Source organism: Microbacterium sp. UBA1612, assembly GCF_002321605.1.
GTDB classification, from domain to species: Bacteria; Actinomycetota; Actinomycetes; order Actinomycetales; family Microbacteriaceae; genus Microbacterium; species Microbacterium luteum.
The window spans coordinates 31,684-55,480 of sequence record NZ_DCMW01000003.1 but is presented as its reverse complement, the minus strand read 5'-3'; the positions used below and the strand labels follow the sequence as shown (position 1 = coordinate 55,480).

25 protein-coding genes are annotated in these 23,797 nt (G+C 70.0%); 6 read left to right on the top strand and 19 right to left on the bottom strand.

What is annotated here, in order from left to right:
* Positions 1 to 27: 27 nt before the first annotated feature.
* From dnaG to dusB, 3 genes are read right to left on the bottom strand one after another with little or no spacing between them, the layout of a single operon-like run.
* On the bottom strand, positions 28 to 1,890 hold the full coding sequence (gene dnaG / locus B3S45_RS00780; RefSeq protein ID WP_194385293.1) for a DNA primase: 1,863 nt from the start codon (positions 1,888 to 1,890) through the stop codon (positions 28 to 30).
* Complete coding sequence (locus B3S45_RS00775) at positions 1,890 to 3,233, bottom strand: deoxyguanosinetriphosphate triphosphohydrolase (RefSeq protein WP_286717085.1); 1,344 nt, start codon at positions 3,231 to 3,233, stop codon at positions 1,890 to 1,892. Before B3S45_RS00775 ends, dnaG begins: the two co-directional genes overlap by 1 nt.
* A gap of 10 nt (positions 3,234 to 3,243) precedes the next feature.
* The gene (dusB, locus tag B3S45_RS00770; RefSeq protein WP_194385292.1) at positions 3,244 to 4,410 is read right to left on the bottom strand and encodes a tRNA dihydrouridine synthase DusB; all 1,167 of its coding nucleotides are present in this window, start codon (positions 4,408 to 4,410) and stop codon (positions 3,244 to 3,246) included.
* A 57-nt stretch (positions 4,411 to 4,467) separates the two neighbouring features.
* Between dusB and B3S45_RS00765 the strand changes: the two genes are divergently transcribed.
* On the top strand, positions 4,468 to 4,965 hold the full coding sequence (locus tag B3S45_RS00765) for a glutathione peroxidase (protein ID WP_194385290.1): 498 nt from the start codon (positions 4,468 to 4,470) through the stop codon (positions 4,963 to 4,965).
* 17 nt (positions 4,966 to 4,982) lie between these two features.
* Here B3S45_RS00765 and B3S45_RS00760 read toward each other — a convergent pair whose 3' ends face one another.
* From B3S45_RS00760 to B3S45_RS00745, 4 genes are all read right to left on the bottom strand, one after another.
* Complete coding sequence (locus tag B3S45_RS00760; RefSeq protein ID WP_286716865.1) at positions 4,983 to 5,660, bottom strand: DsbA family oxidoreductase; 678 nt, start codon at positions 5,658 to 5,660, stop codon at positions 4,983 to 4,985.
* 45 nt (positions 5,661 to 5,705) lie between these two features.
* Positions 5,706 to 6,515, bottom strand: a complete 810-nt coding sequence (locus B3S45_RS00755; RefSeq protein WP_194385288.1) for an isoprenyl transferase — start codon at positions 6,513 to 6,515, stop codon at positions 5,706 to 5,708.
* The gene (gene recO / locus B3S45_RS00750; RefSeq protein ID WP_286716862.1) at positions 6,512 to 7,240 is read right to left on the bottom strand and encodes a DNA repair protein RecO; all 729 of its coding nucleotides are present in this window, start codon (positions 7,238 to 7,240) and stop codon (positions 6,512 to 6,514) included. Before recO ends, B3S45_RS00755 begins: the two co-directional genes overlap by 4 nt.
* Positions 7,241 to 7,320: 80 nt before the next feature.
* Entirely contained in the window at positions 7,321 to 8,673 is a 1,353-nt protein-coding gene (locus B3S45_RS00745) for a hypothetical protein (RefSeq protein ID WP_286716861.1), read from the bottom strand.
* A 92-nt stretch (positions 8,674 to 8,765) separates the two neighbouring features.
* On the opposite strand from B3S45_RS00745, the gene B3S45_RS00740 reads away from it, so the two are divergent.
* Together B3S45_RS00740 and B3S45_RS00735 are read left to right on the top strand one after the other, a co-directional pair.
* Positions 8,766 to 10,001, top strand: coding sequence for a molybdopterin-dependent oxidoreductase (locus B3S45_RS00740; RefSeq protein WP_286716859.1), 1,236 nt, complete (start codon positions 8,766 to 8,768; stop codon positions 9,999 to 10,001).
* The gene (locus tag B3S45_RS00735; RefSeq protein ID WP_286716858.1) at positions 9,998 to 10,429 is read left to right on the top strand and encodes a hypothetical protein; all 432 of its coding nucleotides are present in this window, start codon (positions 9,998 to 10,000) and stop codon (positions 10,427 to 10,429) included. The genes B3S45_RS00740 and B3S45_RS00735 overlap by 4 nt, the downstream gene beginning before the upstream one ends.
* Here B3S45_RS00735 and B3S45_RS00730 read toward each other — a convergent pair.
* From B3S45_RS00730 to B3S45_RS00720, 3 genes are read right to left on the bottom strand one after another with little or no spacing between them, the layout of a single operon-like run.
* A complete protein-coding gene (locus tag B3S45_RS00730; RefSeq protein WP_286716857.1) occupies positions 10,327 to 11,076 on the bottom strand; it encodes a class I SAM-dependent methyltransferase in 750 nt (249 codons plus the stop codon). The genes B3S45_RS00735 and B3S45_RS00730 overlap by 103 nt on opposite strands.
* Entirely contained in the window at positions 11,066 to 11,704 is a 639-nt protein-coding gene (locus B3S45_RS00725) for a TIGR04282 family arsenosugar biosynthesis glycosyltransferase (protein ID WP_286716855.1), read from the bottom strand. The genes B3S45_RS00730 and B3S45_RS00725 overlap by 11 nt, the downstream gene beginning before the upstream one ends.
* On the bottom strand, positions 11,701 to 12,360 hold the full coding sequence (locus tag B3S45_RS00720) for a glycosyltransferase family 2 protein (protein WP_286716854.1): 660 nt from the start codon (positions 12,358 to 12,360) through the stop codon (positions 11,701 to 11,703). The genes B3S45_RS00725 and B3S45_RS00720 overlap by 4 nt, the downstream gene beginning before the upstream one ends.
* Before the next feature lie 123 nt (positions 12,361 to 12,483).
* Between B3S45_RS00720 and B3S45_RS00715 the strand changes: the two genes are divergently transcribed.
* Positions 12,484 to 12,975 carry a response regulator transcription factor gene (locus B3S45_RS00715; RefSeq protein WP_349675971.1) on the top strand — a complete coding sequence of 164 codons (492 nt, stop codon included), beginning with the start codon at positions 12,484 to 12,486 and terminating at the stop codon, positions 12,973 to 12,975.
* On the opposite strand, the gene B3S45_RS00710 is transcribed toward B3S45_RS00715, so the two are convergent.
* Complete coding sequence (locus tag B3S45_RS00710) at positions 12,936 to 14,204, bottom strand: IS110 family transposase (RefSeq protein ID WP_414683058.1); 1,269 nt, start codon at positions 14,202 to 14,204, stop codon at positions 12,936 to 12,938. The two genes, B3S45_RS00715 and B3S45_RS00710, sit on opposite strands and share 40 nt — an antisense overlap.
* Before the next feature lie 73 nt (positions 14,205 to 14,277).
* Between B3S45_RS00710 and B3S45_RS00705 the strand changes: the two genes are divergently transcribed.
* Entirely contained in the window at positions 14,278 to 14,697 is a 420-nt protein-coding gene (locus tag B3S45_RS00705; protein WP_414683057.1) for a winged helix-turn-helix domain-containing protein, read from the top strand.
* The gene (locus B3S45_RS00700) at positions 14,694 to 15,842 is read left to right on the top strand and encodes a sensor histidine kinase (RefSeq protein WP_286716853.1); all 1,149 of its coding nucleotides are present in this window, start codon (positions 14,694 to 14,696) and stop codon (positions 15,840 to 15,842) included. Before B3S45_RS00705 ends, B3S45_RS00700 begins: the two co-directional genes overlap by 4 nt.
* Positions 15,843 to 15,845: 3 nt before the next feature.
* Here the strand turns inward: B3S45_RS00700 and B3S45_RS00695 are convergent, their stop codons facing one another.
* The 8 genes from B3S45_RS00695 to B3S45_RS00660 form a co-directional block, all read right to left on the bottom strand.
* Positions 15,846 to 16,898 carry an NAD-dependent epimerase/dehydratase family protein gene (locus B3S45_RS00695; RefSeq protein ID WP_286716851.1) on the bottom strand — a complete coding sequence of 351 codons (1,053 nt, stop codon included), beginning with the start codon at positions 16,896 to 16,898 and terminating at the stop codon, positions 15,846 to 15,848.
* Positions 16,898 to 17,725 carry an MTAP family purine nucleoside phosphorylase gene (locus B3S45_RS00690; RefSeq protein ID WP_071045798.1) on the bottom strand — a complete coding sequence of 276 codons (828 nt, stop codon included), beginning with the start codon at positions 17,723 to 17,725 and terminating at the stop codon, positions 16,898 to 16,900. Before B3S45_RS00690 ends, B3S45_RS00695 begins: the two co-directional genes overlap by 1 nt.
* Before the next feature lie 5 nt (positions 17,726 to 17,730).
* Positions 17,731 to 19,491, bottom strand: a complete 1,761-nt coding sequence (gene leuA, locus B3S45_RS00685) for a 2-isopropylmalate synthase (protein WP_286716849.1) — start codon at positions 19,489 to 19,491, stop codon at positions 17,731 to 17,733.
* 164 nt (positions 19,492 to 19,655) lie between these two features.
* A complete protein-coding gene (gene era, locus B3S45_RS00680; RefSeq protein ID WP_194385273.1) occupies positions 19,656 to 20,552 on the bottom strand; it encodes a GTPase Era in 897 nt (298 codons plus the stop codon).
* A complete protein-coding gene (locus tag B3S45_RS00675; RefSeq protein ID WP_286716848.1) occupies positions 20,549 to 21,901 on the bottom strand; it encodes a hemolysin family protein in 1,353 nt (450 codons plus the stop codon). Before B3S45_RS00675 ends, era begins: the two co-directional genes overlap by 4 nt.
* Positions 21,898 to 22,365: an rRNA maturation RNase YbeY gene (gene ybeY, locus B3S45_RS00670; RefSeq protein ID WP_194385272.1), complete on the bottom strand. Its 468-nt coding sequence runs from the start codon at positions 22,363 to 22,365 to the stop codon at positions 21,898 to 21,900. The genes B3S45_RS00675 and ybeY overlap by 4 nt, the downstream gene beginning before the upstream one ends.
* Complete coding sequence (locus B3S45_RS00665) at positions 22,362 to 23,477, bottom strand: PhoH family protein (protein ID WP_194385270.1); 1,116 nt, start codon at positions 23,475 to 23,477, stop codon at positions 22,362 to 22,364. The genes ybeY and B3S45_RS00665 overlap by 4 nt, the downstream gene beginning before the upstream one ends.
* Complete coding sequence (locus B3S45_RS00660) at positions 23,434 to 23,781, bottom strand: HIT domain-containing protein (RefSeq protein ID WP_194385269.1); 348 nt, start codon at positions 23,779 to 23,781, stop codon at positions 23,434 to 23,436. Before B3S45_RS00660 ends, B3S45_RS00665 begins: the two co-directional genes overlap by 44 nt.
* Positions 23,782 to 23,797 lie beyond the last annotated feature (16 nt).

The window sequence follows — 23,797 nt, the reverse complement described above, 5'->3', positions numbered from 1 at the left end:
CGCGCACCGATCACCAGCGCGCATTCGTCAGTCCTCGGCGTCGAGCCGCTGGCGCTCGACGTCGAGCTCACGCAGTCGCAGTCGGATACGTCGCCCCTGCTCACTGTCGGCGGGCACCCGCTGGATCGCTCCGAGAAGCTCCGTCTTCTCGGTCTGGAGTCCGCGTCGCACGAGGCGCCGCGCGAGATCCGCGGTCGACGCCTCCGCGCTCTCGACCGTCGATGCCGGAAACGGCATGGTCAGCAGTTCCGAGGCGAGCGAGCGGTACGGTTCGCGCACCTGATCGATCGCCTCGACCGACCAGCCGGGCCGGGTCACGTCGGCCGTCTGCGCCACGACCTGCCGAACCGCCTCGAGCGCGGGAGTGCGGAATGGCTGGTCGACGGCACGCGCCAGCAGGGCGGTGTCGAGGCGGTGACCGAACTGAAGGAATCCCATCAGGGCATCCCGCTCGAGGGCGGCATCCGGCGTACGCGGGAGCTGAGCGACGGTCGCGCGCGACACCGAGGCGGAACCGTCGTCGTCCGGCCGCGCCGCGGGCGCAGCGCTCATGCGACGACGGTCCTCCGGCTCGCGTCGGCCGGCACGCTCGACCTCGCGTCGGACATCCTCGGTGTCCATTCCGAGGCGACGAGCGAGCACGCGGATGTACTCCGGCTGGATGAGCGGATCGCGCAGGTCGGCGACCACCGGTGCCGCGGACCGCAGGGCCCCGATCCGACCCTCCACGGACGCGAGATCGTAGGCGGCGATCCGCTGGTCCAGGACGAACTCGACCATCGGCGACTTCGACTCGACGAGGCCGCGGACCGCACCGTCGCCGCGGTGGAGACGCAGGTCGCACGGATCCAGTCCCTGCGGGCCCGTGGCCACATAGGTCTGTGCATTGAAGCGCTTGGCATCGGCGAACGCGCGAAGCGCGGCTTTCTGCCCGGCGGCGTCCGGGTCGAAGGTGAACACGACCTCGCCGGCCTGCGAGTCGTCTCCCATCACGCGCCTGAGGACCGTGATGTGATCGGACCCGAAGGCCGTGCCGCACGTGGCGACGGCGGTGGTCACCCCTGCGAGGTGACACGCCATGACATCGGTGTAGCCCTCGACGACCACCACGCGGTGATCCCGGGAGATGTCTCGCTTGGCCAGGTCCAGGCCGTACAGCACCTGCGCCTTGCGATAGATCGGCGTCTCGGGCGTGTTGAGGTACTTCGGACCGTTGTCGTCGTCGTACAGGCGCCGGGCGCCGAAACCGATCGTCTGCCCGGTGACGTCGCGGATGGGCCAGACCAGGCGACCGCGGAATCGGTCGTACACCCCCCGCTGCCCCTGGGAGACGAGGCCGGCGGCCAGCAGCTCCTCCCGACGGAACCCGCGTGCACCGAGCGCGTCGAGCATCCCCGACCAGCCGCGCGGCGCGTACCCCACGCCGAAGTGCGCCGCTGCGCCGGCGTCGAACCCGCGCTCGCCCAGGAAGCGGCGCCCGGCGTCGGCATCCGGTGTCGCCAGTTGCGCGCGGAAGTACTCCGCCGCCGCCGCGTTCGCCTCGTAGAGGCGCGCGCGGCCGCTGTTCTGCGGCGCAGCCCCGCCGTCCTCGTAGTGCAGCGCGTAGCCGATGCGCGCGGCGAGACGCTCGACCGCCTCCGAGAAGCTCAGGTGGTCCATGCGACGGAGGAACGTGTACACGTCACCGGACTCACCGCATCCGAAGCAGTGGTAGAAGCCGACCTGGGGCCGCACGTTGAAACTCGGGCTGCGCTCGTCGTGGAACGGACAGAGCCCCTTCATGGATCCGACGCCCGCGGGCTTGAGGGCGACGCGCTCGCCGATGATGTCGGCGATGTTGGTACGCGCCTTCACCTCGTCGACGTCCGCCTGACGGATCAGTCCGGCCATCAGACCCCGACCTCGCCGCGTGGACGAGGAGCCCCCGACGGCCGCGGCTCGCTGTAGCGCGGAGCCCAGACCCCCAACGAGGCGGCGTCGACCTCGCCGACCAGGCGGCCGTGCCAGGCGATCGCGACCTGATCGGTGAGGCTCGCCACCTGATCGACCACGACGCGACGGCGGGAGTCATCGTCGGCCGCGGCGTCGAAGTCGTCGGCGTACTGGGGGTCCAGCGCCTGAGGCGAGTCCCACAGCGCCGACGCCAAGCGCTTCAACACGCGTCGCTGTTCCCTGTAGAGCTCCTTGCGCCCGTCGATCGAGACCACCGTGGCACCGATGATCCCTTTCAGCACGGCCATCTCGGCCTCAATCACCCGAGGCACCACCACGTGCGCGCGGTAGCGCGTGAGAACGGGGCCGGCATACGCCTCCCGCGTCGCGGTCGTCGCGGCGCGGGCGAAGCGGCCGATGAGGTCGGAGGTGAGGTTCTTCAGACGGGCGAGGTCGGCCCGGCGTGCGGAGAATCCATTGATCCACTCCGGCAGCCGCATCAGCCGGAACAGGGCGTCGGCGAGTTCATCTCGAGCGAAGTCGTATCCGACCCATGACTGGATGGCCGTCAGCAGCGCCTCGTGCTCCGAGGTGTCCGAGAGCCGCCGCGGATCGAGGTAGCCGTTGACGACGGCGTCTTCGAAGTCGTGGACGGAGTAGGCGATGTCATCCGACAGGTCCATCACCTCCGCCTCGATGCAGCGCACCCTGCCGGGGGCACCGGCGCGCATCCAGTGGAAGACCGGCTCGTCGTCGGGATACACCCCGAACTTCAGCCGCCCACCGGGGTCGGGCAGGGGATGCTCCGCCGTCCAGGGATACTTGCACGTGGCGTCCAGGCTCGCACGCGTGAGATTCAGGCCGTGGCTCTGGCCGTCGGGTCCGAGCACCTTGGGCTCGAGGCGGGAGAGGATGCGCAGCGTCTGCGCGTTGCCCTCGAATCCGCCGACGTCTTCCGCCCAGTCGTTCAGCGCTCGTTCGCCGTTGTGTCCGAACGGCGGATGGCCGAGGTCGTGGCTGAGGCAGGCCGTGTCGACGACGTCGGGCGACAGGTGCAGCGCGGTCGCGAGTTCACGGCCGACCTGTGCCACCTCGAGCGAGTGCGTCAGACGGTTTCGCGCGAAATCGGCCGGGGAAGCCGGGCTCAGCACCTGGGTCTTCGCGGCGAGCCGGCGAAGCGCGGCCGAGTGGAGCACGCGTGCGCGATCACGCGCGAATCCGTCGCGGTGAGAGCGGTGCTGCTCGGCGTGGAAACGCGCGGCGTCATCATCGTCGTACCCGGCCGGGCGCTCCGACCGCATCGCGTCGTCGTCACCCGCCACTGTGATCCAGCTCCGCTTCGGCCATCGCGCCGGACGCGTCCGCGGCGAGCTCACGCGAGTGGAGCCATCCCTCGGGAAGCGCCGGCCGCTTGGGACTGCCCGCTCGCCCGCGCTGCCCCTCTGCGGCGGCACCCGGGTACGGCGCGGACAGGTCGAGCTCTCCGATCAGGTCGTCGATTTCCGCGAGGCTGGAGACCGTCGCGAAGCGGGCACGCAGATCACCGCCGACCGGATACCCCTTGAAGTACCACGCCACGTGCTTGCGGATGTCACGGCACCCACGGCTCTCGTCGTCGAAGAACTCGATCAGCAGCTCGGCATGGCGACGGAAGGCGTCGGCGACGAAGGCGAGCGTCGCATCGACGGGCGGCGCAGCCGTTCCGGGTCCACCGAGCCGTCGGGCGAGATCGCCGAACAGCCACGGTCGGCCGAGGCATCCCCGACCGACCACGACGCCGTCGCAACCGGTCTCGCGCATCATGCGCGCGGCGTCGTCCGCCGACCAGATGTCGCCGTTGCCGAGGACCGGCACACTCGTGACGGCCTCCTTGAGTGCGGCGATCGCAGACCAGTCCGCGCTGCCCGAGTAGAACTCCGACGCGGTACGGGCGTGCAGGGCGACGGCCGTGACACCGGCGTCTTCGGCGATCCGGCCCGCGTCGAGGTAGGTGAGATGGTCCGCGTCGATGCCTTTGCGCATCTTCACCGTCAGGGGCACGTGCTCGGCGGCGCGCGCGGCTCGCGTCACGATGTCGCGGAAGAGCCCGCTCTTCCACGGCAGTGCCGCCCCACCCCCCTTGCGCGTGACCTTCGGGACGGGACACCCGAAGTTGAGGTCGATGTGATCAGCCCGGTCCTCCGCCACGAGGAGTCGCACGGCGTTCTCGACGGTAGACGGGTCCACGCCATAGAGCTGGATGGATCGCGGCGTCTCGGACTCGTGGTGGGTGATCAGGCGCATCGTGGTGGCGTTCCGCTCAACCAGCGCACGGGACGTGATCATCTCGCTGACGTACAGACCCGCGCCGTACTCGCGACACAGCCGCCGGAAGGCGGTGTTGGTGATGCCCGCCATGGGGGCGAGCACGACCGGCGCATCCAGGGCGATCGGCCCGATGCGCAGGGCGCTTGCAGGCGCGGTGACGGTGGTGTTCATCCGGACCATTCTCCCAGACGCGGACCCCACGCGCGGGCGCCGCCGTACCCTGGGGATATGACCGCTGCCTCCGCTGTGCGAGACATCCCCTTCACCACTGCCGACGGCCACGAGGCGACCCTCGCGTCGTACGGCGACGGCGTCGCTCTCGTCGTCAATGTCGCCTCCAAGTGCGGTCTGGCTCCCCAGTACGAGCAGCTCGAGCAGCTGCAGCGCACCTACGGCGATCGCGGGCTGACGGTCGTCGGCTTCCCGTGCAATCAGTTCCTGGGCCAGGAGCCCGGCTCGATGGAGCAGATCCTCGACTACTGCGCCACCACGTGGGGCGTGAGCTTCCCCGTCAACGACAAGATCAAGGTGAACGGCCGCGGCGCCGCGCCCCTCTATGCGGCGCTGAAGACGGCGAAGGACGGCAACGGCAAGGCGGGGGCGGTGAAGTGGAACTTCGAGAAGTTCCTCGTCACACCGGATGGAAGCGTGCACCGCTTCCGCCCCACCACCTCACCCGACGACCCGGAGATCCTGCGGCTGATCGAGCAGCATCTGACCTCCTGACGGCGACCCGCGGGTTCTCAGGCCGGATCGACGACGACCTCCGCCGTCCGCTCGCTCGCGATCTGCTTCAGGATCTGTCCGAAGGCCTCCGGCGGCTGTGCGCCGCTGACGCCGTAGGCACCGTCGATGACGAAGAAGGGCACCCCGGTGATGCCGTAGGCGCTCGCCTGCGCCTGATCCGCTCGAACCGCCTCCAGGTAGACCTCGTGCTCGAGTGCGTGTCGCACCTCGTCCGCATCGAGACCGACCTCCGCCGCGAGGGCCACCAGCTCGTCGTCGCGGCCGAGGTGACGACCCTCGGTGAAGTAGGCGGCCATCAGTCGCTCGCTCATCTCGTGCTGACGCCCGCGCTCCTTGGCCAGGTGAAGCAGCTGGTGAGCCTTCACGGTGTTGGTGTGACGCAGCAGATCGAAGCGGTACTCGAGGCCGGCGTCGGCGGCCACACCGCTGACACGATCGAGCATCTGCTGAGCGGACGCCGCGTCGACTCCCTTATGCGCGGCCAGATACTCCGCTTCTCCGCCGTCGAAGTCGACGGGCGTCTCCGGCGCCAGTTCGAAGGAGTGGAAGGTGACACGCACGTCGGGGACGCCCTCGCCGCGAGAGGCGATCGCCTTCTCGAGGTTCCGCTTTCCGATGTAGCACCAGGGGCAGGCGATGTCCGACCAGACGTCGATCGCGATGGCATCCGTCATGCCGGAGGCAACATCCTCACGCCCTGCCGTATTCCGTCGCGGCCATCAGACGGCCTCATCGGGCGTGTCGACGGCGGCCCCGAATCGTCGCTCCCGGCCGAGGTACAGGTCGATCGCCCGCCACAGATCCTTCCTGCCGAAGTCGGGCCAGAGGGTGTCGAGGAAGACGAACTCCGCGTACGCGCTCTCCCACAGCAGGAAGTTGGAGGTGCGCTGCTCGCCGCTGGAACGCACGAAGAGGTCGACGTCGGGCATGTCCGGCTGGTACAGCCGTCGCGCGATGAGCTTCTCGGACACGGCGCGAGGCTTCAGTCGCCCCGCCGCGACATCGTCGGCGATGCCGCGCATCGCGTCGACGAGCTCGACGCGCCCGCCGTAGTTGACGCACATGGTCAGCGTGAGCACGTCGTTGCCCGCGGTGAGCCGCTCGGCGTACTGCAGCTCCGAAACGACCGAGGACCACAGGCGGGGCTTGCGTCCGGCCCACCGCACGCGCACGCCCCACTCGTTGAGCTGATCACGACGACGGTGCAGCACGTCGCGGTTGAATCCCATGAGGAAGCGGACTTCGTCGGGAGAGCGCGACCAGTTCTCCGTTGAGAACGCGTACACCGACAGGTGGCGGACGCCCGCCTGGATGGCGCCGGCGACGACGTCCAGCAGCGCCGCCTCGCCCGCCTTGTGTCCTTCCACGCGCGTGAGGCCGCGCCGATTGGCCCACCGTCCGTTCCCGTCCATGACGATGGCCACGTGGGAGGGCGCGGCGCCCGGCGGGAACGCGGGCGGGTACTCGCCCGTCCAGTCGACGGGACGGTAGGGAACGGCGTCGCGATGAGTGTACGGCTTGGGGCTCACGGGCGGCTTTCGACGTGGGACAGGGATCGGATGCCGCGCTCGAGGTGCCACTGGGCGTAGGCGGCGATGAGCCCGGACGCAGCGGTCGTGGCGGCGGCGGGGGCGTCGTCGACGGCGACCCAGTCTCCGCGGATGAGCGCACCGAGGTGGGAGACGGCCGCCGGATGCACCCGCGCGGCCCCGGTCGGCGCACACGCGGCGCACACCATGCCGCCGGATTGCGCGACGAATGCGTCGTGCGGACCCGGGGCGCCGCATCGGGCGCATTCTTCGAGTCCGGGCGCCCATCCCGACAACGCCATCGCCCGCAGCAGGTAGGAGTCGAGGATGTGTCGGGCGGAGTGCTCGCGCATCGACAGCGCCCGGAGTCCTCCGACCAGGAGCAGGTACTGCTGGGGGGTCGCCTCGGCTTCGTTCAGCCGGTCCGCCGCCTCGACCATCGCGCTCGCCGACGTGTAGCTGTCGTAGTCGACGACGATGTCCGCCCCGTAGGAGCCGAGCGATTCGGCCTGCTGCACGATGTCGAGCGAACGGCCCTGGTAGAGCTGCACGTCTGCGACCATGAAGGGCTCCAGGCGCGATCCGAATCGCGATGACGTGCGCCGGACACCCTTGGCCACCGCGCGCACTTTGCCGTGGCGGCGGCTGAGCAGGGTGACGATGCGGTCCGCTTCTCCCAGCTTGTGGGTGCGCAGGACCACGACCTCGTCGCGATAGGTGGGCACCCCTCGATTATCCCGCGGTGCGCACCGACGGGCCGCGGACGGCGCGCGGACAGGTCGTGAAGAGACGGAACCCCGGCGGCTCACCACACCGTGTAGAGCAGGTGCTGCACCAGCAGCGCCCACACGAGCTGAGCAGCCAGGAGGCGGCGCCGCCACGGGGCCGGGACGAAGGCGAACGCGATGGTGAGCCACGGCACGAACGGCAGCCAGATCCGTTCCACCTCGGCCTTGCTCATCCCCGACAGATCTGCCAGCAGCACCATGAGGGCGCCAGCCACGATGAGCCACCGCACCGCGGATCGGCGGCGCACCTCCGGGGAAACGGTCGTCGCAGCGATCGCACCGCCCACCGCCGGGCCCGCGCAGATCGCGAGGGCCGCGAGATTGCCCCAGACCCAATACGCGTATGGCCGCTCGGAGGCGATGCCGTCGGCGTACCTCTCGGCGAGCACGGGATATGCCTCCCACAGGCCGAATCCGCCCGCCGCGAAGCCGAGCACGACGGCGGATGCGGTCGCTGCCGCGATCGGGAGCAGCACCCAGCGCCGCGTCGCGATGAGCACCGCCAGAGCGAGAATGCCGAGCAGCAGCATCCCGTACGACATCATGACGGTCGCGCCCAGCACGATCCCGGCGATCGCCGCCCAGGCGATCATCGCGGCCGTTCGGGGGCGCGACGCGGCGACGGCGAGTGATGCGATGCCCCACGCACCGACCGTTGCGATCACGGCGTCGGCCGAGACGGCGAGGAACACGGCGGCCGGTGTGAAGACGAGGAAGGGCGCCGCCCTCCGCGCCACGGCCTCCGCGCCGAGGGCGCGCAGCGTCGTGAGCACCGCGGCCGGCAGCGTGGCGGCGACGAGCGTCACCACGATGCCGGCGGTGAAGTCGGAGCCGAGTCCGAGTCGCACCAGAGCGACGAAGAACAGAAGCATTCCCGGTGGGTGCCCGGCGACGTGGGTGACCCAGTTGTCGTCGGAGGCGTAGGGGATGCGCGAGACATACGTCGTCAGCAGCACGCCGATGTCGTCGACCTCGCGCGCGGTGCGCAGGTACTCGTACGGGTTGCCCAGCACACGGGAGATCCCCGTCGGACCGTCAACGAACGCGAGCGCGAGCATCCAGGTGGCCGCCGCGACGGCGGACGACGCGAGCAGCGCCCGCCACGAGAGGGTGAGCGCCCAGCGGTCTGCGAAACGCCACGCCAGAACGGCGATGAGCACCGCCGCAGCGGTGGCTGCGCCCACGTGCGGCACCCACAGACCATGAAGCGGAGCGATCGCGCGATCATCCGCGGAGCGCGCCGCACGCGTGGCGACATCCCACCCCGTCACGACGGGCACCGCCACGGCCACGGCGATCAGGGCGAGGGCGACTCCGCTTCCGATCACCGTCGCGCGACGGCGGATCGTGGCGGTTCGGACAGAGGGCATGCTCCGAGACTAGGCACTCCCCCGCCGTGCCCAGACCGCACCGTCCGCGGTTCGTAAGGTGCATCTCCGCTGGCCCGTGCTTGGCTGAAGGAATGACAGGACTCACGGCGAGGGCCTCGGCGCGTCTCGAACGCGCTGTCGACGCGATGCGCGCCCGCACGTCGACCCCGCCGCGTCGCACGCGGACCACGGTGGTGCTGGGGCGCGCGCTCGGCGTGCTCGTGCTCGTGTGCTTCCTGACAGGCCTCTACAGCCACGTGCTGCAGAGCCCTCCCGCCTGGTTCCCGCTGTCGCCCCGCCCCGTCGGGCTGTACCGGGTGACCCAAGGGGCCCACGTGCTGGCCGGACTCGCGATGATCCCGGTCCTGCTCGGCAAGCTGTGGGCGGTGTACCCCCGGCTGTTCACGTGGCCTCCGGTCACCGGCCCCCTCTCCCTCCTCGAGCGCGCCTCCATCGGCCTGCTCGTGGGCTCGGCACTGGTCGAGGTCACGATCGGCGTCATGAACATCGCGCAGTGGTACGCGTTCGACTTCTCGTTCCGGCGCGTGCACTTCGTGCTCGCCTGGGTTCTCGTGGGAAGCGTCGTGCTCCACGTCGCGGTCAAGCTGCCCCTCATCGTCGGGTTCTGGCGGGCCCGGCCGGTCGACCCGGCCGCGGAGGATGCGCCGCCCCGGCGCACGTGGCCCGAACAGCTCCCGACCGACCCGGGCGAGGCACCGAACCAGACCGAAGCCGTCTCGCGTCGCGGCGCGCTGATCGCGGTCGGAGCGTCAGCCGGTGCGATCCTGCTCGGCACCGCCGGACAGACCATCGCGCCGCTCGCGCCGCTCGCGGTGCTGTCGCCTCGGCGCCCCGGGATCGGGCCGCAGGGACTCCCGATCAACCGCACCGCCGCAGAGGCAGGCGTCGAGCAGAGCGCTCGGGCGGAGGACTGGATGCTCGAGGTGGCCGGGGCGCGGTCCCGCATCCGACTCACGCGTGACCATCTCGCCGCGCTGCCGCAGACGACCGCAGACCTGCCGATCGCCTGCGTCGAAGGATGGAGCCAGACGGCGACCTGGACGGGAGTGCGCCTGCACGATCTGATGGACCTCGCCGGCGGTACGACAGGCACGGGTCTGCGGATCACGAGCCTCCAGGTGCGCGGAGCGTTCTCCCGCACGGCGATGCCGCAGGTCTACGTCGAGGACCCCCTGACCCTGGTCGCGCTCCGATTGCACGGCGACGAGCTCGACATCGATCACGGCTACCCGGCCCGGATCATCGCACCGGGTCGGCCGGGCGTCATGCAGACGAAGTGGCTGAGCAGCATCGAGGTGCTGCCGTGACGGCCGCGCGGCTCGCCATCGGCGCGTTCGGGCTCGCGCTGCTCGGGTACGCCGCCGTGCTGGAGCTGACGACCGTCGCGTCCGCTCAATACCCCGCGGTGATGTGGTGGGTCTTCGCGGCGATCGTGGTGCACGACGGGCTCATCGCACCGGTGGTGGTCGCGTTCGGCGTCATCGGGCGCGGCACCGCGCGTCGGATCGGGCCGATCGCGGCCGCCGTCGCACGTGCGGCGCTCGTGGCAGCCGCCTGCTGCTCGCTGGTGCTCATCCCCGGGCTCGTCGTGCGAGCGGTCGGAGCGCGCAACCCGACGATCCACGTCGTGGACTACCCTCTGGTGCTCGCCGGACTCTGGATCGCGGCGGTAGCCGTCGCCGGCGCCGCAGTCCTGGTCGGGCGCCGTCGCGGCACCGCCGCGGTGACGAAATGACGTGATCCGCTCCGCACGTGCGCAGCACCCGAGAAACCCGCATCCCGCGCAGCTCGCACGACGGTTCGCCACCCGGCGCGCGCCCACGGGAACGCATCGCTCTCCCTCCCCGCCGCATCCACGACGGTGAACAGCGATCGCTCGTCCAGGTCTCGGTCGGCGTCCGTCTCGACGACGATCCGCCCCTCCGGCGCGAGCAGATCATGGCACCGCAGCAGAAGGGCTCGAGGGTCGCCGCCGATGCCGATGTTCCCGTCCATCAGCAGGACCGTGCGCCACCGTCCTTCGAGCGGCAGACGATCGAAGATCGAGCGCTCCAGTGCGGGTGTCCCTTCGGCACGCGCTCGCCGGACGGCCGCCGGTGACACGTCGATCCCCATGGCCGCCGACGAACGCTCCGCCGCCGCACGCACCATCCGGCCCGGGCCGCACCCGACGTCGAGTACCGGTCCCTCCGCCGCCCCGAGCGCGGCCAGGTCATCGCGATCGGCGGAGCCGCCGAGCGCGACGAAATTCCACTCCTCCGCGATCTCGCCGTTGGTGAGGCGTCGCAGCTGCAGCACGCCGTCCCGACCGCCTTCGAGCATGCGTGTGTACGGATCCGCGCCGCCGGCGGCGAACCGCGACCCGGGCACATCAGCCGACACGCGCCGCACCCGCCTGGATGCCCTGCCACACCGCCGCGAAACGACCGCCGGGGGCGTCTTCCGCGACGCGACGCGCGTCGTCGGCGCGATCCACGTCGCGTACGACGGCGAGATCGCGCACGCGCAGCCCCGCCTGGGTGAGACGACGTCGCTGCTCGCGTCCCGTGGACGAGGTCGACATGCTCACCCCTCGGATGAGTGACCCATCCGGCTCACGCATCGCCAGGGCCCAGAATCCCCCGTCCTCGGCGGGTCCGAGGTAGCCGTCGACGTCGTCGGGCCACGACCGGACCGGCTCGGCGATATGCGCCCGTGTGAGCTGGGGGGTGTCCATGCCGATGAGCAGCAGGGGACCGTCAACGGCATCGAACAGATGCCCGAGGCGGGCATCGAGGTCGCCCTCGGGCTGCGGCATGACCTCCAGATCACGATGCTCGTGCGCGACTCTGCCCGCGAAGAACAGGATGCGGCGCGCGACGGGGAGAGAGCGGACCAGGTCGATCGTGTCGTCGAGGCTCGCGCGCGCGAGGCGCGCCGCCTCCTCGGGCAGCAGGGGCGGCGTCAGCCGCGTCTTCACGCGCCCCGGCACGCACTCCTTGGCGACGATGGCGACCGTCAGATCGTTCATGGGACCTCCCGGAGAACGCGCGACATGTCCGAGATCGCGGTCGCGGTGCCGCGCACCGTGCCGGTCACCTTCGACACGCCCACGCGTGGTCGGTAGAGCACCGGTGTCTCGCCGATGCGCCAGCCGGCGGCGGCGGCACGCAGAACCGTCTCCAACGGATACCCGCTGCGGCGATCGCGGACGCCCAGTTCGAGCAAGGGCACCCGGTTCGCGGCGCGCATCGGGCCGAGGTCGCTCAGCGGCACGTGCGCTGCGGCGGAGATGCGGCGTGCGAGATAGCGGTTCGCCACACGCGCATGCCAGGGCCATGCCCCGCGGCCCTGCATGACACGCGACCCGAGCATCAGGTCGCGCTCGCCGCGGGCGACGGGGCCGACGACGTCGGGAAGCTGTCCGAGGTCGAAGGACGCATCGGCGTCGGCGAAGGCGACGATCGGCGCCTCTGCGGCGGCCAGTCCCGCGTGAACCGCCGATCCGTAGCCGCGCCGCGCTTCGTGGATGACGGTCGCGCCGGCTTCCGCCGCGACCTCCGCCGAACCGTCGCTCGATCCGTTGTCGACCACGATCGCGCGGTAGCCCTCCGGGAGGCGCGCGAGCACGTCCGGCAGGGCCGCCGCCTCGTCAAGGCACGGAAGCACGACATCGACACGAATCATGATCCGACGCTAGCCGCTCGCGCGGCCACGAGGGCCAACGGCGATCATTACGAAACACGGACGGCGGCGCGCACGCGACGCACGCAGGCGCCGGCGGGCGGGGATCGCCCGTAGGGTGATCACGTGAGCACGTCGCCGCACCGCAGTGGCGACCTCGAAGGTCGCCGCATCCTCGTCGTCGACGACGACCCCACCGTCGCCGAGGTCGCCGCAGCCTACCTGTCCGCCGCCGGCTTCGTCGTCGACGTCGCCGCGGACGGCGTCGAAGCCCTCGAGCGGCTCGAGACGCTCGCCCCCGATCTGGTCGTGCTCGATGTGATGCTGCCCGGAATGGACGGCATCGAGACCTGTCGTCGCATCCGAGCCGGCGGGGACACAGCCGTGCTCATGCTCACCGCCCGCACCGCGGCGGACGACCGCATCGTCGGGCTCGAGGCCGGCGCCGACGATTACCTCACGAAGCCCTTCTCACCCAGGGAGCTCGTGCTGCGGGCGCAGTCGGTGCTGCGCCGCACGCTCGCCGAGGCGCGCCCGGAGGGGCCGGTCGTCTGCGGGGGGTACCCCTATGTCTCTTGTCAAGCGGCGAGGGCCGGTTCGGGAAGGCGTGGCTGGTAGAGGGTGCCGTCGCGGAGCATGGCGTAGAGGACGTCGGAGCGGCGTCTGGCGAGTGCGATGAGTGCTTGGTTGTGGCGTTTGCCTTGGGCGATCTTGCGGTTGTAGTAGGCGCGGGACTCGGGGTCTCGGAGCGCCGCGAACGCGGAGAGGAACATGGTCCGTTTCAGGATCTTGTTGCCCCGGCGGGAGGGATGCTCACCCCGGATCGATGTCCCGGACCTTCGGGTGACGGGTGCGAGCCCGGCGTAAGCGGCGAGGTGCCCGGCGGTGGGAAAGGACTTCGTGGTGACTTCGGTGAGGAGCCGGGCCGCGGTCCTGACGCCGACTCCGGGCATGCTCGTCAGGACCGGCTGAAGAGGGTGCTGCTCGACGATCTTCTCGACTTCGACGATGATCTCGTCGCGCTGTCGGCGGAGCGCGGATAGTTGTTCCGCGAGGCGTGGGAGCACGAGCGCGGCGGCGTCGGTGCCGGTCACGACGACGGTCTGCTCACCGAGAGCGCTGGTGATCTCGCCCGCCCAGACGCGGCCCTTGCGGGGTGCGTTCTTCAGGAGCCGGTTCCCGAGCCGCTTCTCGCCCGCCGACTTCATCGCGGCCGGTGACGGGTAGTGCTGCAGCAGGTCGAGCATCGCGGGATGGTCCAGCCGCGGCCCGATCACGCGCTCGAGTGCGGGGTGAATCTGCGTGAGCAGGCCGCGGATCCGGTTGGAGACCTGGACGATCTGCCCGGCGAGGTCGTCGTCGAACCCGCAGAGCATGCTCAGCTCTGCAACCTGCTCGTCGGCGACCTGGATCGAGCGGAGCGTGTGCGGCATCGTCCGCGCCGTCTCAGCGATGATCGCGGCATCCCTCGCATCGGTCTTCGCCTCACCGGGGTGCAGATCGGCGATGCGGCGCATCGCCAGCCCGGGAAGGTAGCCGACCAGAGCGCCAGCCGCCTGCGCGACCGCGACCGGCAACGCGCCGATCGTCGCGGGCTGATCCACGACCAGCAGGATCGTGCCGTGCGTCGCGAGCTGGTCGAGCACTCCACGAAGCCGGCGTTCGTCGTTCGGCAGCGCCTTGTCGAAGAGCTTCTTGCCGGCCCGGTCGAGGGCGACGGCGTGGTGTTCGCCCTTCCCGACGTCCAGACCGACGAACACGTCGACCTCGTCGTATCTGCCGATGCTGGTGACCACAGTGTCCTCCGTTCGCTCACGACGGCGTCCCGCGACGGTGCGTCTCGGCATCCACGTTACGAACGGCCTCGAGCATGCTCGGGTCCAGCCCCTATCAGCGATCACACACCGCCAACCAGGCCCGGTGACAACACCCCCCGGATCATCAAAGACAGGGGGCAGCAATCATGCCGGGCCCGGCAGGCCGTCACCGCCTAGCATCCTCCGCCAGACGGTCACGAAGAAAGTAACGGGGTACCGCATCGACCCGGCCGCCCGCATCGCCACCCGCGACGGTGAGGAGCTGGCTCTGACCGCACGGGAATTCGATCTCCTCGAGTACCTCGCCCGCCGCCCGGGACAGGTGTTCGATCGCCGGCGACTCCTCCAGGCGGTGTGGGGGTGGTCCTTCGGCGACCTGTCGACGGTCACCGTGCACGTGCGTCGCCTGCGGGAGAAGATCGAGCCCGACAGGTCCCGACCCCGCCATCTGGTCACCGTGTGGGGTGTCGGGTATCGCTTCGATCCGACCGGCGAACCCCCCGGAGAAGGAGGGGCATCGTGAGCGTCCCGGACCTGGTCGCCGTCGTGGCGATCACCTTGTCGATCAGTGTCGCGGCGGGGATCGTCGGTGTCGGCGTGCTGCTTCTGCTGCGCCGCACACCGCTGTACACACAGCCGGCCACCGCCCTCACGGTGGGGGTCGTGTCGGTCGTCGTGAGCATGATCGCCGTGGCGAACCTCATGTATCTGTCGCCCCACGACCTGGTGGTGGCCATCGCCGTCGCGATCGCGGCGGGCATGAGTTCGCTCCTCGTCGCGGTCACGCTCTGCGTCTGGGTCGCGGGAAACATCCGTGCGCTCTCCCGCGCCGCAGAACGCATCGGCAACGGCGAGGTCGTGGTCGCGTCGTCTCGGGCCGGGAGCGCCGAGTTCGCCCGCGTCGAGGAGGCTCTCGCGCACACGAGCGAGCAGCTGCGGCTCTCCCGCGAGCGCGAAGCCCGCGTCGAGGCGTCACGCCGGGAACTGGTCGCGTGGATCTCGCACGACCTGCGCACGCCGCTGGCGGGCATCCGGGCGATGGCCGAGGCACTGGAAGACGAGATGGTCGACGACCCGGGCAGGTACCACCGCCAGATGCGTTCCCAGGTGGATCTGCTCGCCTCCATGGTCGACGACCTCTTCGATCTCTCCCGGATCGACGCCGGTGCACTGCGCCTGCGGTTCGAGGACGTCGCGCTGCTCGATGTCGTCAGCGACGCCGTCGCCGATGTACGTCCGGCTGCGGGCGACCGGGAGATCACGGTGGACGGCGACCTGCCGCGGGATCTGTCGGTGCGTGTGGACGCCGGCGAGCTCTCGCGAGCGGTCGCGAACCTGCTCATGAACGCCGTGCAGCACACCCCGTCGGGAACGCCCATCGCGGTGCGGGTCGAGCTGATCGAGGAGCGTCCGACCGTCTCCGTGATCGACCGCGGTCCCGGTATCGACGACGAGGACCTGCCGCGCCTGTTCGAAGCGGGATGGCGCGGCTCTCGCGCGCGAACCCCGCACACCGGGTCCGGAGCCGGCCCGGGAGCCCGGCTCGGGTTGGCCATCGTGCGAGGGATCGTCCACGCACACGACGGCGCGGTGGTCGCGACCAACGTCGCGGGAGGATGCCGCTTCGATATCCACCTGCCCGCGGCATCGGATCGCGCGACGGGCTGAGTGTCAGGCGCGCAACGGAGCGGTGGCGAATTCGCGCAGCCCGCGCCCCGGCTCCACCTGCGCTCGCCATCCCCATTCGGACGCGGCACGTTCGGCCGATGCGGTGATGTGGCGCACGTCGCCGAGACGGTACTCGCCGGTGACGATCGGCGCCGGGCCGGACGCCGCATCGCTGAGGAGGGCCGCCACCTCGCCGATGGTCACCACGTGTCCGCTCGCGACGTTGAACGCCCGGGCGACGCCGTCACCGGCATTCCCCACCCAGCCCACAGCGGCGAGATTCGCACCGGCGACGTCGTCGACATGGACGAAGTCCCGCCGCTGACCGCCGTCTTCGAAAACGCGAGGGGCCTCCCCGCGCTCGAGTGACGAGCGGAACAGCGACGCCACGCCCGCATACGGCGTGTCGCGCGGCATCCCCGGCCCGTAGACGTTGTGGTAGCGGAGCGCCGCGACGGTGCCGCCGGTCTCGCGCGCCCAGTTCCCCGCGAGATGCTCCTGGGCGAGCTTCGTCGTCGCGTAGACGTTCCGCGGGTCAACGGGCGTTTCTTCGTCGATCAGTCCGGGCAGCAGCAGTTCCCCCGTCACGGGGTCTCGGGGGTCAAAGACGCCGGCATCGAGGTCGGCACGCCGCCGCGCGGCGGGTACGACCGCGTGGTCGGAGCCGGAGGAGGTGTACCGTCCTTCGCCATACACGACCATCGACGAGGCGAGCACGAGGCGCCCGACACGGGCACGCCGCATCGCCGCGAGAAGTTCCGCGGTGGCGAGGACATTGGAGGAGACGTAGTCGGGCGCATCCGCGAAATCGACGCCCAGTCCCACCTTCGCAGCCTGATGAGAGACGGCGTCGACCCCGCGCAGCGCACGATCGAGCACCTCGGCGTCACGGACATCGCCGCGGATCACCTCGACATCGGGGTGGAGCACGGGCGTTCCCCCGTGCACGTCGTCACGGAAAGAGTCCAGGACGCGCACCTCGTCGCCTCGGGCTCGCGCCGCCTCGACGATGCGGGTGCCGATGAAGCCGGCGCCGCCCGTGATGAGAATCCGCATCAGGTGCGACCCGAGGCGGCGCGGCCGAGCACGTCAGCACGCGCTCCGTCATCGAGCAGCGCTCGTCCGGCATAGTCGGCGGGGATCGCGGCGATGGTGCCCTCGACCGCAGCGACGACACCGGGCAGGGCGGCGGCGAATCGCTCGTAGACGACGTCCGCGCTGACGGTCTCGTCGCCCTCCGACACGCCCGCATCCATGTCGGTCACCACGCAGAGCGTCACCGTGCCGATGCCGAGCTCGGCGGCGAGGGCGACCTCGGGGAAGAGGGTCATGTTGACCAGATGGGCGCCGTCGCCGCGCAGACTGAGGGACTCGGCCCGTGTGGAGAACCTCGGCCCCTCGATGACGGCGACCGTCGCTCCCGCGTGCGCGTCGGGGGCCGCACTCGCGGCAGCCCGCCGCAGCACCGGGCAGAACGGATCCGCCAGCGGAAGATGACGCACCGGCTCGCCCGGCACGGTGCCGTCGAAGAAAGTGTCGGCACGGTGACGGGTGCGATCCAGCAGCTGGTCGGGTATGACCAAGGTCGCGGGCGGAAGCGCGGGGTCGAGCGATCCCACCGCTGCCGACGAGACGATGCCCCGCACGCCCAGCGACGCCAGCGCCCACGCGTTCGCCCGGGCAGGGATCGATCCGGGCGGCAGCGAATGCGCGCGACCGTGCCGGGGAAGGAACGCGACGCGCCGACCGGCGACCTCGCCGACCGCAACCGGTTCGCTGGTCGGACCGAACGGCGTGTCGACCACGATGGTCTCATCGAGATGGTCGAATGCCTTCTCCAACCCGGTGCCGCCGATGACCGCGAGCGTGATGGCCTCGCCCACGCTCGTCAGACCGCCGCCAGGTCGTGCGTGCGCGTGCGGGTTCTGATCGCCCGGTTGACCGCGGACACGATGGCCTTGAGGGATGCGGTCGAGATGTCGCCGTCGATCCCCACACCCCAGAGCCGGTCCCCGTCCACCTGAACCTCGACGTACGCCGCCGCCTGGGCGTCGCCGCCCGAGCTGAGCGCGTGCTCGACGTAGTCGTACAGCGTCACATGGATCCCCTCGGCGCGCAGCACCTCCAGGAACGCCGCCACCGGACCGTTGCCGACTCCTCGGGCCTCCACCTCGCGGTCGCCGTCGCGCAGCCGCACATCCAGCGCGACATCGCCGGTCATGTCGCTCTCGGTCCGCGTGGAGAGCAGCTCGAATCGGCCCCATCGCGCGTCGGCGTCATCGGTGGGAAGGTACTCGTCGGTGAAGACGTTCCAGATCTCGCCGCTCGTGAGCTCGCCGCCCTCGGCGTCTGTCTTGGCCTGCACGACACCCGAGAATTCGATCTGGAGCTTGCGCGGCAGATCGAGGGCGTGGTCGGACTTCAGAAGATACGCCACGCCGCCCTTGCCGGATTGCGAGTTGACCCGGATGACGGCCTCATAGGATCGGCCCAGATCCTTCGGGTCGATCGGCAGGTAGGGAACGGCCCACTCGATCTCGTCGGGCGAGACGCCCTCGTCGGCCGCGCGGGCGGCCATCGCGTCGAAGCCCTTCTTGATGGCGTCCTGGTGCGAGCCGCTGAAAGCCGTGAAGACCAGGTCCCCCGCCCACGGGCTGCGCTCGTGCACGGGCAGCTGGTTGCAGTACTCGGCGGTGCGCTTGATCTGATCGATGTCGCTGAAGTCGATCTGCGGATCGATGCCCTGCGTGAGCAGATTGATCCCCAGGGCCACCAGATCGACATTGCCGGTGCGCTCGCCGTTGCCGAACAGACATCCTTCGATGCGGTCGGCGCCGGCCATGTACCCCAGTTCGGCGGCGGCGACGGCCGTGCCACGGTCGTTGTGCGGATGCAGCGACAGGATGACGTTCTCGCGGTGCGCCAGGTGGCGACTCATCCACTCGATCGAGTCGGCGTACACGTTGGGTGTCGCCATCTCGACCGTCGCGGGCAGATTGATGATGACCTTCCGGTCGGGGGTGGGCTCGAGGACCTCGATGACCTGGTTGCAGACGTCCACGGCGAAGTCGAGCTCGGTGCCGGTGTAGCTCTCCGGCGAGTACTCGTAGAACACCTGCGTGTCCGGAATCGTGCGCTCCATGCGTCGGCACAGCCTCGCCCCTTCGAGGGCGATGTCGATGATTCCCTGCCGATCGGTGCGGAACACGACCTCGCGCTGCAGCACGCTCGTCGAGTTGTAGAGGTGAACGATCGCCTGCTTCGCGCCGCGGATCGACTCGTAGGTGCGCTCGATGAGGTGCTCCCGCGCCTGGGTGAGCACCTGGATGCTGACGTCGTCGGGAATGAGATCCGTTTCGATCAGCTGCCGCACGAAATCGAAGTCGGTCTGGCTGGCCGAGGGGAATCCGACCTCGATCTCCTTGTAGCCCATCTTCACCAGCAGCTCGAACATGAGCCGTTTGCGCTCGGGGCTCATCGGATCGATGAGCGCCTGGTTGCCGTCGCGCAGGTCGACCGCGCACCAGCGCGGCGCTTGCGTGATCCGCCGGGCCGGCCAGGTGCGGTCGGGCAGGTCGACGGAGATCTGCTCGTGGAAGGGGCGGTACTTGTGCACCGGCATCCCGGAAGGCTTCTGCGTGTTCTTCATGGTCGCTTCTTCGTGTCGTCGGAGGATGGGGAAACCCCGGGGCCATGACGAGGCTCCGCGACGAGGAAGGCCCTTAGATCGAGGCCTCGTCGCGGCGGCTAAGAAGAAGGAGCCCGCCGAAGCGCATGACCCCAGCGTACACCCGGGCGCCCGGTGAGGTCACGTCAGAACCCGAGCCGACCCAGTTGCTTCGGATCGCGCTGCCACTCCTTGGCGACCTTGACGTGCAGCGACAGGTAGACGCGCGCGCCGATCAGGGCTTCGATCTGGCCCCGGGCAGCGGCTCCCACGTCTCGCAGGCGCGCCCCCTTGCGCCCGATGATGATCGCCTTCTGAGAGTCGCGCTCGACGACGACGTCGGCGTAGACATCGGTCAGATCCGAGTCCTCGCGCTCGGCGATCTCCTGCACGACCACCGCGATCGAATGCGGCAGTTCGTCGCGCACCCCCTCCAGCGAGCACTCCCGGATGATCTCGGCGACGCGGTCCTCGATCGCCTCATCGGTGACGACGCCCTCGGGGTACAGGGCCGGCCCCGGCGGCAGAAGCGCGAGGAGCTCGTCCGACAGCACGTCGAGCTGCCGGCCGGTGGACGCCGAGAGCGGGATCACGGCGTCCCAGTCCTCCCGCAGCCCGTCGACCTCGAGAAGCCGATCGGTGATCTGCGCACGCTCGGCGGCATCGGTCTTGGTGACGATGGCCACCTTCCGCGCCCTCGGATAGCCGTCGAGCGACTCGGCAATGCGCCGGTCACCGGGGCCGACCTTCTCGGTGGCGGGAACGCAGAACCCGATCACGTCGACATCACCGAGCACCTGCTCCACCAGGTCGTTGAGCCGCTCGCCCAGGAGCGTGCGCGGCCGATGGATGCCGGGGGTGTCGACGATCACGAGCTGCCCGCCCGGACGATTGAGGATCCCGCGGATCGCGCGCCGGGTCGTCTGCGGCTTGTCGCTCGTGATCGCGACCTTCTCTCCGACGAGGGCGTTGGTGAGCGTCGACTTGCCGACGTTCGGTCGCCCGACGAAGGTGACGAATCCGGATCGTGTCGTTTCGGTCATGCGCCATCGCCTCTTCGGATGATCCGGATCTCGCCGGTGGATGTCTGAGGAACGGGGATCTCACCCGTGCGGGGTTCGGTCTTGTCGGACCGCGGCTTGTCCGACCGGGCGACGAAGACCGATGAGATGCCGCGCCCCCGTCCGCGCGAGGCACCGCCGGTGATCACGAGACCGCCGACCTCCACCGTCGAACCCGGTTGCGGCACGCGTCCGAGCGCCTTGCCCAGGAGGCCGCCGATCGAATCGACGTCCTCGTCCTCGAGCTCGAGATCGAACAGCTCGCCGACCTCGTCCAGCCCGAGACGGGCGCTCACGCGGAATCGACCGTGCTCGAGCGGCGTGATCTCATCCGCTCGGGGGTCGTACTCGTCCGAGATGTCGCCGACCAGCTCCTCGATGATGTCCTCGAGGGTCACGAGCCCCGACACACCGCCGTACTCATCGACGACCATGCACACGTGCACACTGTCGCGCTTCATCTGCTGCAGGAGCGTCTCGGCCTTCATCGACTCCGGCACGAACACGGCGCGGCGGGCGATGCGCGCCACCGGGGTGTCGCGCCAGCCGGTCTCGTCGCGGAAGCCGAACTGCACGAGGTCCTTCAGGTACAGCACCCCCACGACGTCGTCGGCGTCGTCGTCCATGAGCGGAATGCGCGACACGCCGCGGTCGAGGAAGATCGCCATCGCGTCGCGCGTGGTCGCGTCGGCGTCGACGGTCACCATGTCGGTGCGCGGCACCATGAGTTCGCGCACGTATCGGTCGGTGAAGTCGAAGACGGAGTGGATGAGCTCGCGATCGTCTTCTTCGATGAGGTCGCGCGAGGCCGCCTCGTCCACCATGCTGAGCAGCTGCTCTTCGGAGGCGAACGACGCACCGCGGGCCACACCGGGGGTCACCCGGTTGCCGAGGAGCACGAGACCGTGCGCGAGGGGACCGAGCATGATCCGCACGCCGCGCACGATCGGCGCTGCCCCGCGCAGGAGGCCCCGGGCGTGCTGCCGGCCGAAGTTCCTGGGGCTCGCACCGACCACGACGAAGGAGATGCCCGACATGAGCACGGCCGCCGCGAGCGTCGCCCAGAAGAGGTTCTCGAACAGGAGGGTGAACGAGACGGTCACCAGCACCGCCGCGGTCGTGTCCACGACGACGCGGATGAAGGCGACGGCGGTGGAATGCGCGTCCGGGTCGGCTGCGATGCGCCGGAGCGCGACGGTGCTGCGACCGTCTTCGCCGAGCTCCTCGAGGTCGGTGCGGGAGGTGACGCTCAGGGCGGCGTCGACGGCGGCCATGAGCCCGCCGAACGCCAGCAGCAGAACCGCCGCGATGAGAAGGAGTGCCTCGGTCATGCGCGGCGGCGACGCTCGGCCGCCTGGAACGACGCGATGAGGTCGCGCTGCAGGCCGAACATCTCCCGCTCCTCGTCGGGCTCGGCGTGATCGAACCCCAGCAGGTGCAGCAGGCCGTGCGTGGTCAGCATGACGATCTCGTCCATCGTCGAGTGCTTCGCGGCGATCGCCTGCGTCTCGGCGACCTGGGGGCACAGCACGATGTCGCCCAGGAGCCCCGCCGGTGTGGGTGCGTCTTCGGTGCCCGGGCGCAGCTCGTCCATCGGGAAGCTCAGCACGTCCGTCGGTCCGGGCTCATCCATCCACTGCACATGCAGCGCCTCCATCGCCCCCTCGTCCACGAGGAGGATCGCCAGATCCGCGTCGGGACTGACCCGGAGCTCGGCGAGGTCGTGCTCCATGAGACGCAGCAGAACGGTCTCGTCGATCGCGACGCCCGATTCGTTCGTGATCTCGATGGTCATGAGCGTCCTCGTTTCGGAAGGTGGTCGCGCGGCCTGCTGGGCCGGTCCGCGGCGCGGCGCTCCGCCCGGTTGGCGAACTCGGTGGCCTCGTCGCGCTCGCGCCGCGCGGCGAGCCGCCTCTCGTCGTACTCGCTGTACGCGTCGACGATGCGCCCGACCAAGGTGTGGCGCACGACGTCCTCGCTGGTGAGGTGGGAGAAGTGGATGTCGTCCACGTCACCGAGGACGCGCGTGACCAGCCGCAGACCCGAGGCGCCCTGGGGCAGGTCGACCTGCGTGATGTCGCCGGTCACGACCATGCGGGTGCCGAAGCCGAGACGCGTGAGGAACATCTTCATCTGCTCGGGCGTGGTGTTCTGCGCCTCGTCGAGCACCACGAAGGAGTCGTTGAGCGTCCGTCCGCGCATGTACGCCAGCGGCGCCACCTCGATGGTGCCGGTCGCCATGAGCTTCGGCACGATCTCGGGATCCATCATCTCGTTCAGGGCGTCGTACAGCGGGCGCAGATACGGATCGATCTTGTCCGTCAGGGTGCCGGGGAGGAACCCCAGTCGCTCCCCCGCCTCGACCGCGGGCCGCGTGAGGATGATGCGGCTGACCTCCTTGCGGTGAAGCGCCTGCACGGCCTTCGCCATCGCCAGGTAGGTCTTGCCGGTTCCGGCCGGGCCGATGCCGAAGACGATCGTGTTCTCGTCGATGGCGTCGACATAGGCCTTCTGCCCGAGGGTCTTCGGGCGGATCACCTTCCCCCGCGACGACAGGATCTGCTCGCCGAGCACCTCGGACGGTCGCATGCCGCCGTCGGCGCGAAGGATGCGGCTGCTCGAGGACACGTCGGTCGGTGCCATGTCGTGGCCGGCTCTGGTCATGGCGAGGAGCTCGTCGACGAGCGTGCGCGCCGACGCGACGGCGCCGGCTCCGCCCGTGAGCGTGATCTCGTTGCCGCGCACGTGCACATCCACCTCCGGGTGCTCGCGCTCGACGACTCGCAGCAGACGGTCCTGCGGGCCGAGAAGCTGCACCATCGCGACGCCGTCCGCGTAGACGCGGTCGACGGTGGGTTCCTGATCAGGCACCGAGGGTCTTCTCCTCCAACTGTCCGGCGAGCACATGGGCGTGCACGTGGAAGACGGTCTGCCCGGCGGCAGCGCCGGTGTTGAACACGAGACGGAACTGGCCGTCCGCGTGCTCGTCGGCGACCGTGCGCGCCAGTCCGACCACCTCGGCGAGCAGTGCGGGGTCGCCTTCGGCCAGCTCGACGACATCGCGGTACCGCTCGGTCTTCGGGATCACGAGCAGGTGAACCGGCGCCTGCGGTGCGATGTCGCGGATCGCGAAGGCGTTGTCGGTCTGGGCGATGATCTCCGCGGGGATCTCGCCACGCAGGATGCGGGTGAAAACAGACGATTCCGTCATACCGCGAGTCTATCGG

Excerpts from the sequence above, each read along its gene's own strand:
- B3S45_RS00660 (WP_194385269.1), bottom strand. The coding sequence starts at position 23,781 with ATGACGGAATCGTCTGTTTTCACCCGCATCCTGCGTGGCGAGATCCCC.
- B3S45_RS00745 (WP_286716861.1), bottom strand. The coding sequence starts at position 8,673 with ATGCCCTCTGTCCGAACCGCCACGATCCGCCGTCGCGCGACGGTGATC.
- B3S45_RS00740 (WP_286716859.1), top strand. The coding sequence starts at position 8,766 with ATGACAGGACTCACGGCGAGGGCCTCGGCGCGTCTCGAACGCGCTGTC.
- B3S45_RS00675 (WP_286716848.1), bottom strand. The coding sequence starts at position 21,901 with ATGACCGAGGCACTCCTTCTCATCGCGGCGGTTCTGCTGCTGGCGTTC.
- B3S45_RS00775 (WP_286717085.1), bottom strand. The coding sequence starts at position 3,233 with ATGCGGTCGGAGCGCCCGGCCGGGTACGACGATGATGACGCCGCGCGT.
- leuA (WP_286716849.1), bottom strand. The coding sequence starts at position 19,491 with ATGAAGAACACGCAGAAGCCTTCCGGGATGCCGGTGCACAAGTACCGC.
- B3S45_RS00765 (WP_194385290.1), top strand. The coding sequence starts at position 4,468 with ATGACCGCTGCCTCCGCTGTGCGAGACATCCCCTTCACCACTGCCGAC.
- era (WP_194385273.1), bottom strand. The coding sequence starts at position 20,552 with ATGACCGAAACGACACGATCCGGATTCGTCACCTTCGTCGGGCGACCG.
- dnaG (WP_194385293.1), bottom strand. The coding sequence starts at position 1,890 with ATGGCCGGACTGATCCGTCAGGCGGACGTCGACGAGGTGAAGGCGCGT.
- B3S45_RS00720 (WP_286716854.1), bottom strand. The coding sequence starts at position 12,360 with ATGATTCGTGTCGATGTCGTGCTTCCGTGCCTTGACGAGGCGGCGGCC.
- B3S45_RS00665 (WP_194385270.1), bottom strand. The coding sequence starts at position 23,477 with ATGTGCTCGCCGGACAGTTGGAGGAGAAGACCCTCGGTGCCTGATCAG.
- B3S45_RS00710 (WP_414683058.1), bottom strand. The coding sequence starts at position 14,204 with ATGCCGAGACGCACCGTCGCGGGACGCCGTCGTGAGCGAACGGAGGAC.
- B3S45_RS00760 (WP_286716865.1), bottom strand. The coding sequence starts at position 5,660 with ATGACGGATGCCATCGCGATCGACGTCTGGTCGGACATCGCCTGCCCC.
- ybeY (WP_194385272.1), bottom strand. The coding sequence starts at position 22,365 with ATGACCATCGAGATCACGAACGAATCGGGCGTCGCGATCGACGAGACC.
- B3S45_RS00695 (WP_286716851.1), bottom strand. The coding sequence starts at position 16,898 with ATGCGGATTCTCATCACGGGCGGCGCCGGCTTCATCGGCACCCGCATC.
- dusB (WP_194385292.1), bottom strand. The coding sequence starts at position 4,410 with ATGAACACCACCGTCACCGCGCCTGCAAGCGCCCTGCGCATCGGGCCG.
- B3S45_RS00725 (WP_286716855.1), bottom strand. The coding sequence starts at position 11,704 with ATGAACGATCTGACGGTCGCCATCGTCGCCAAGGAGTGCGTGCCGGGG.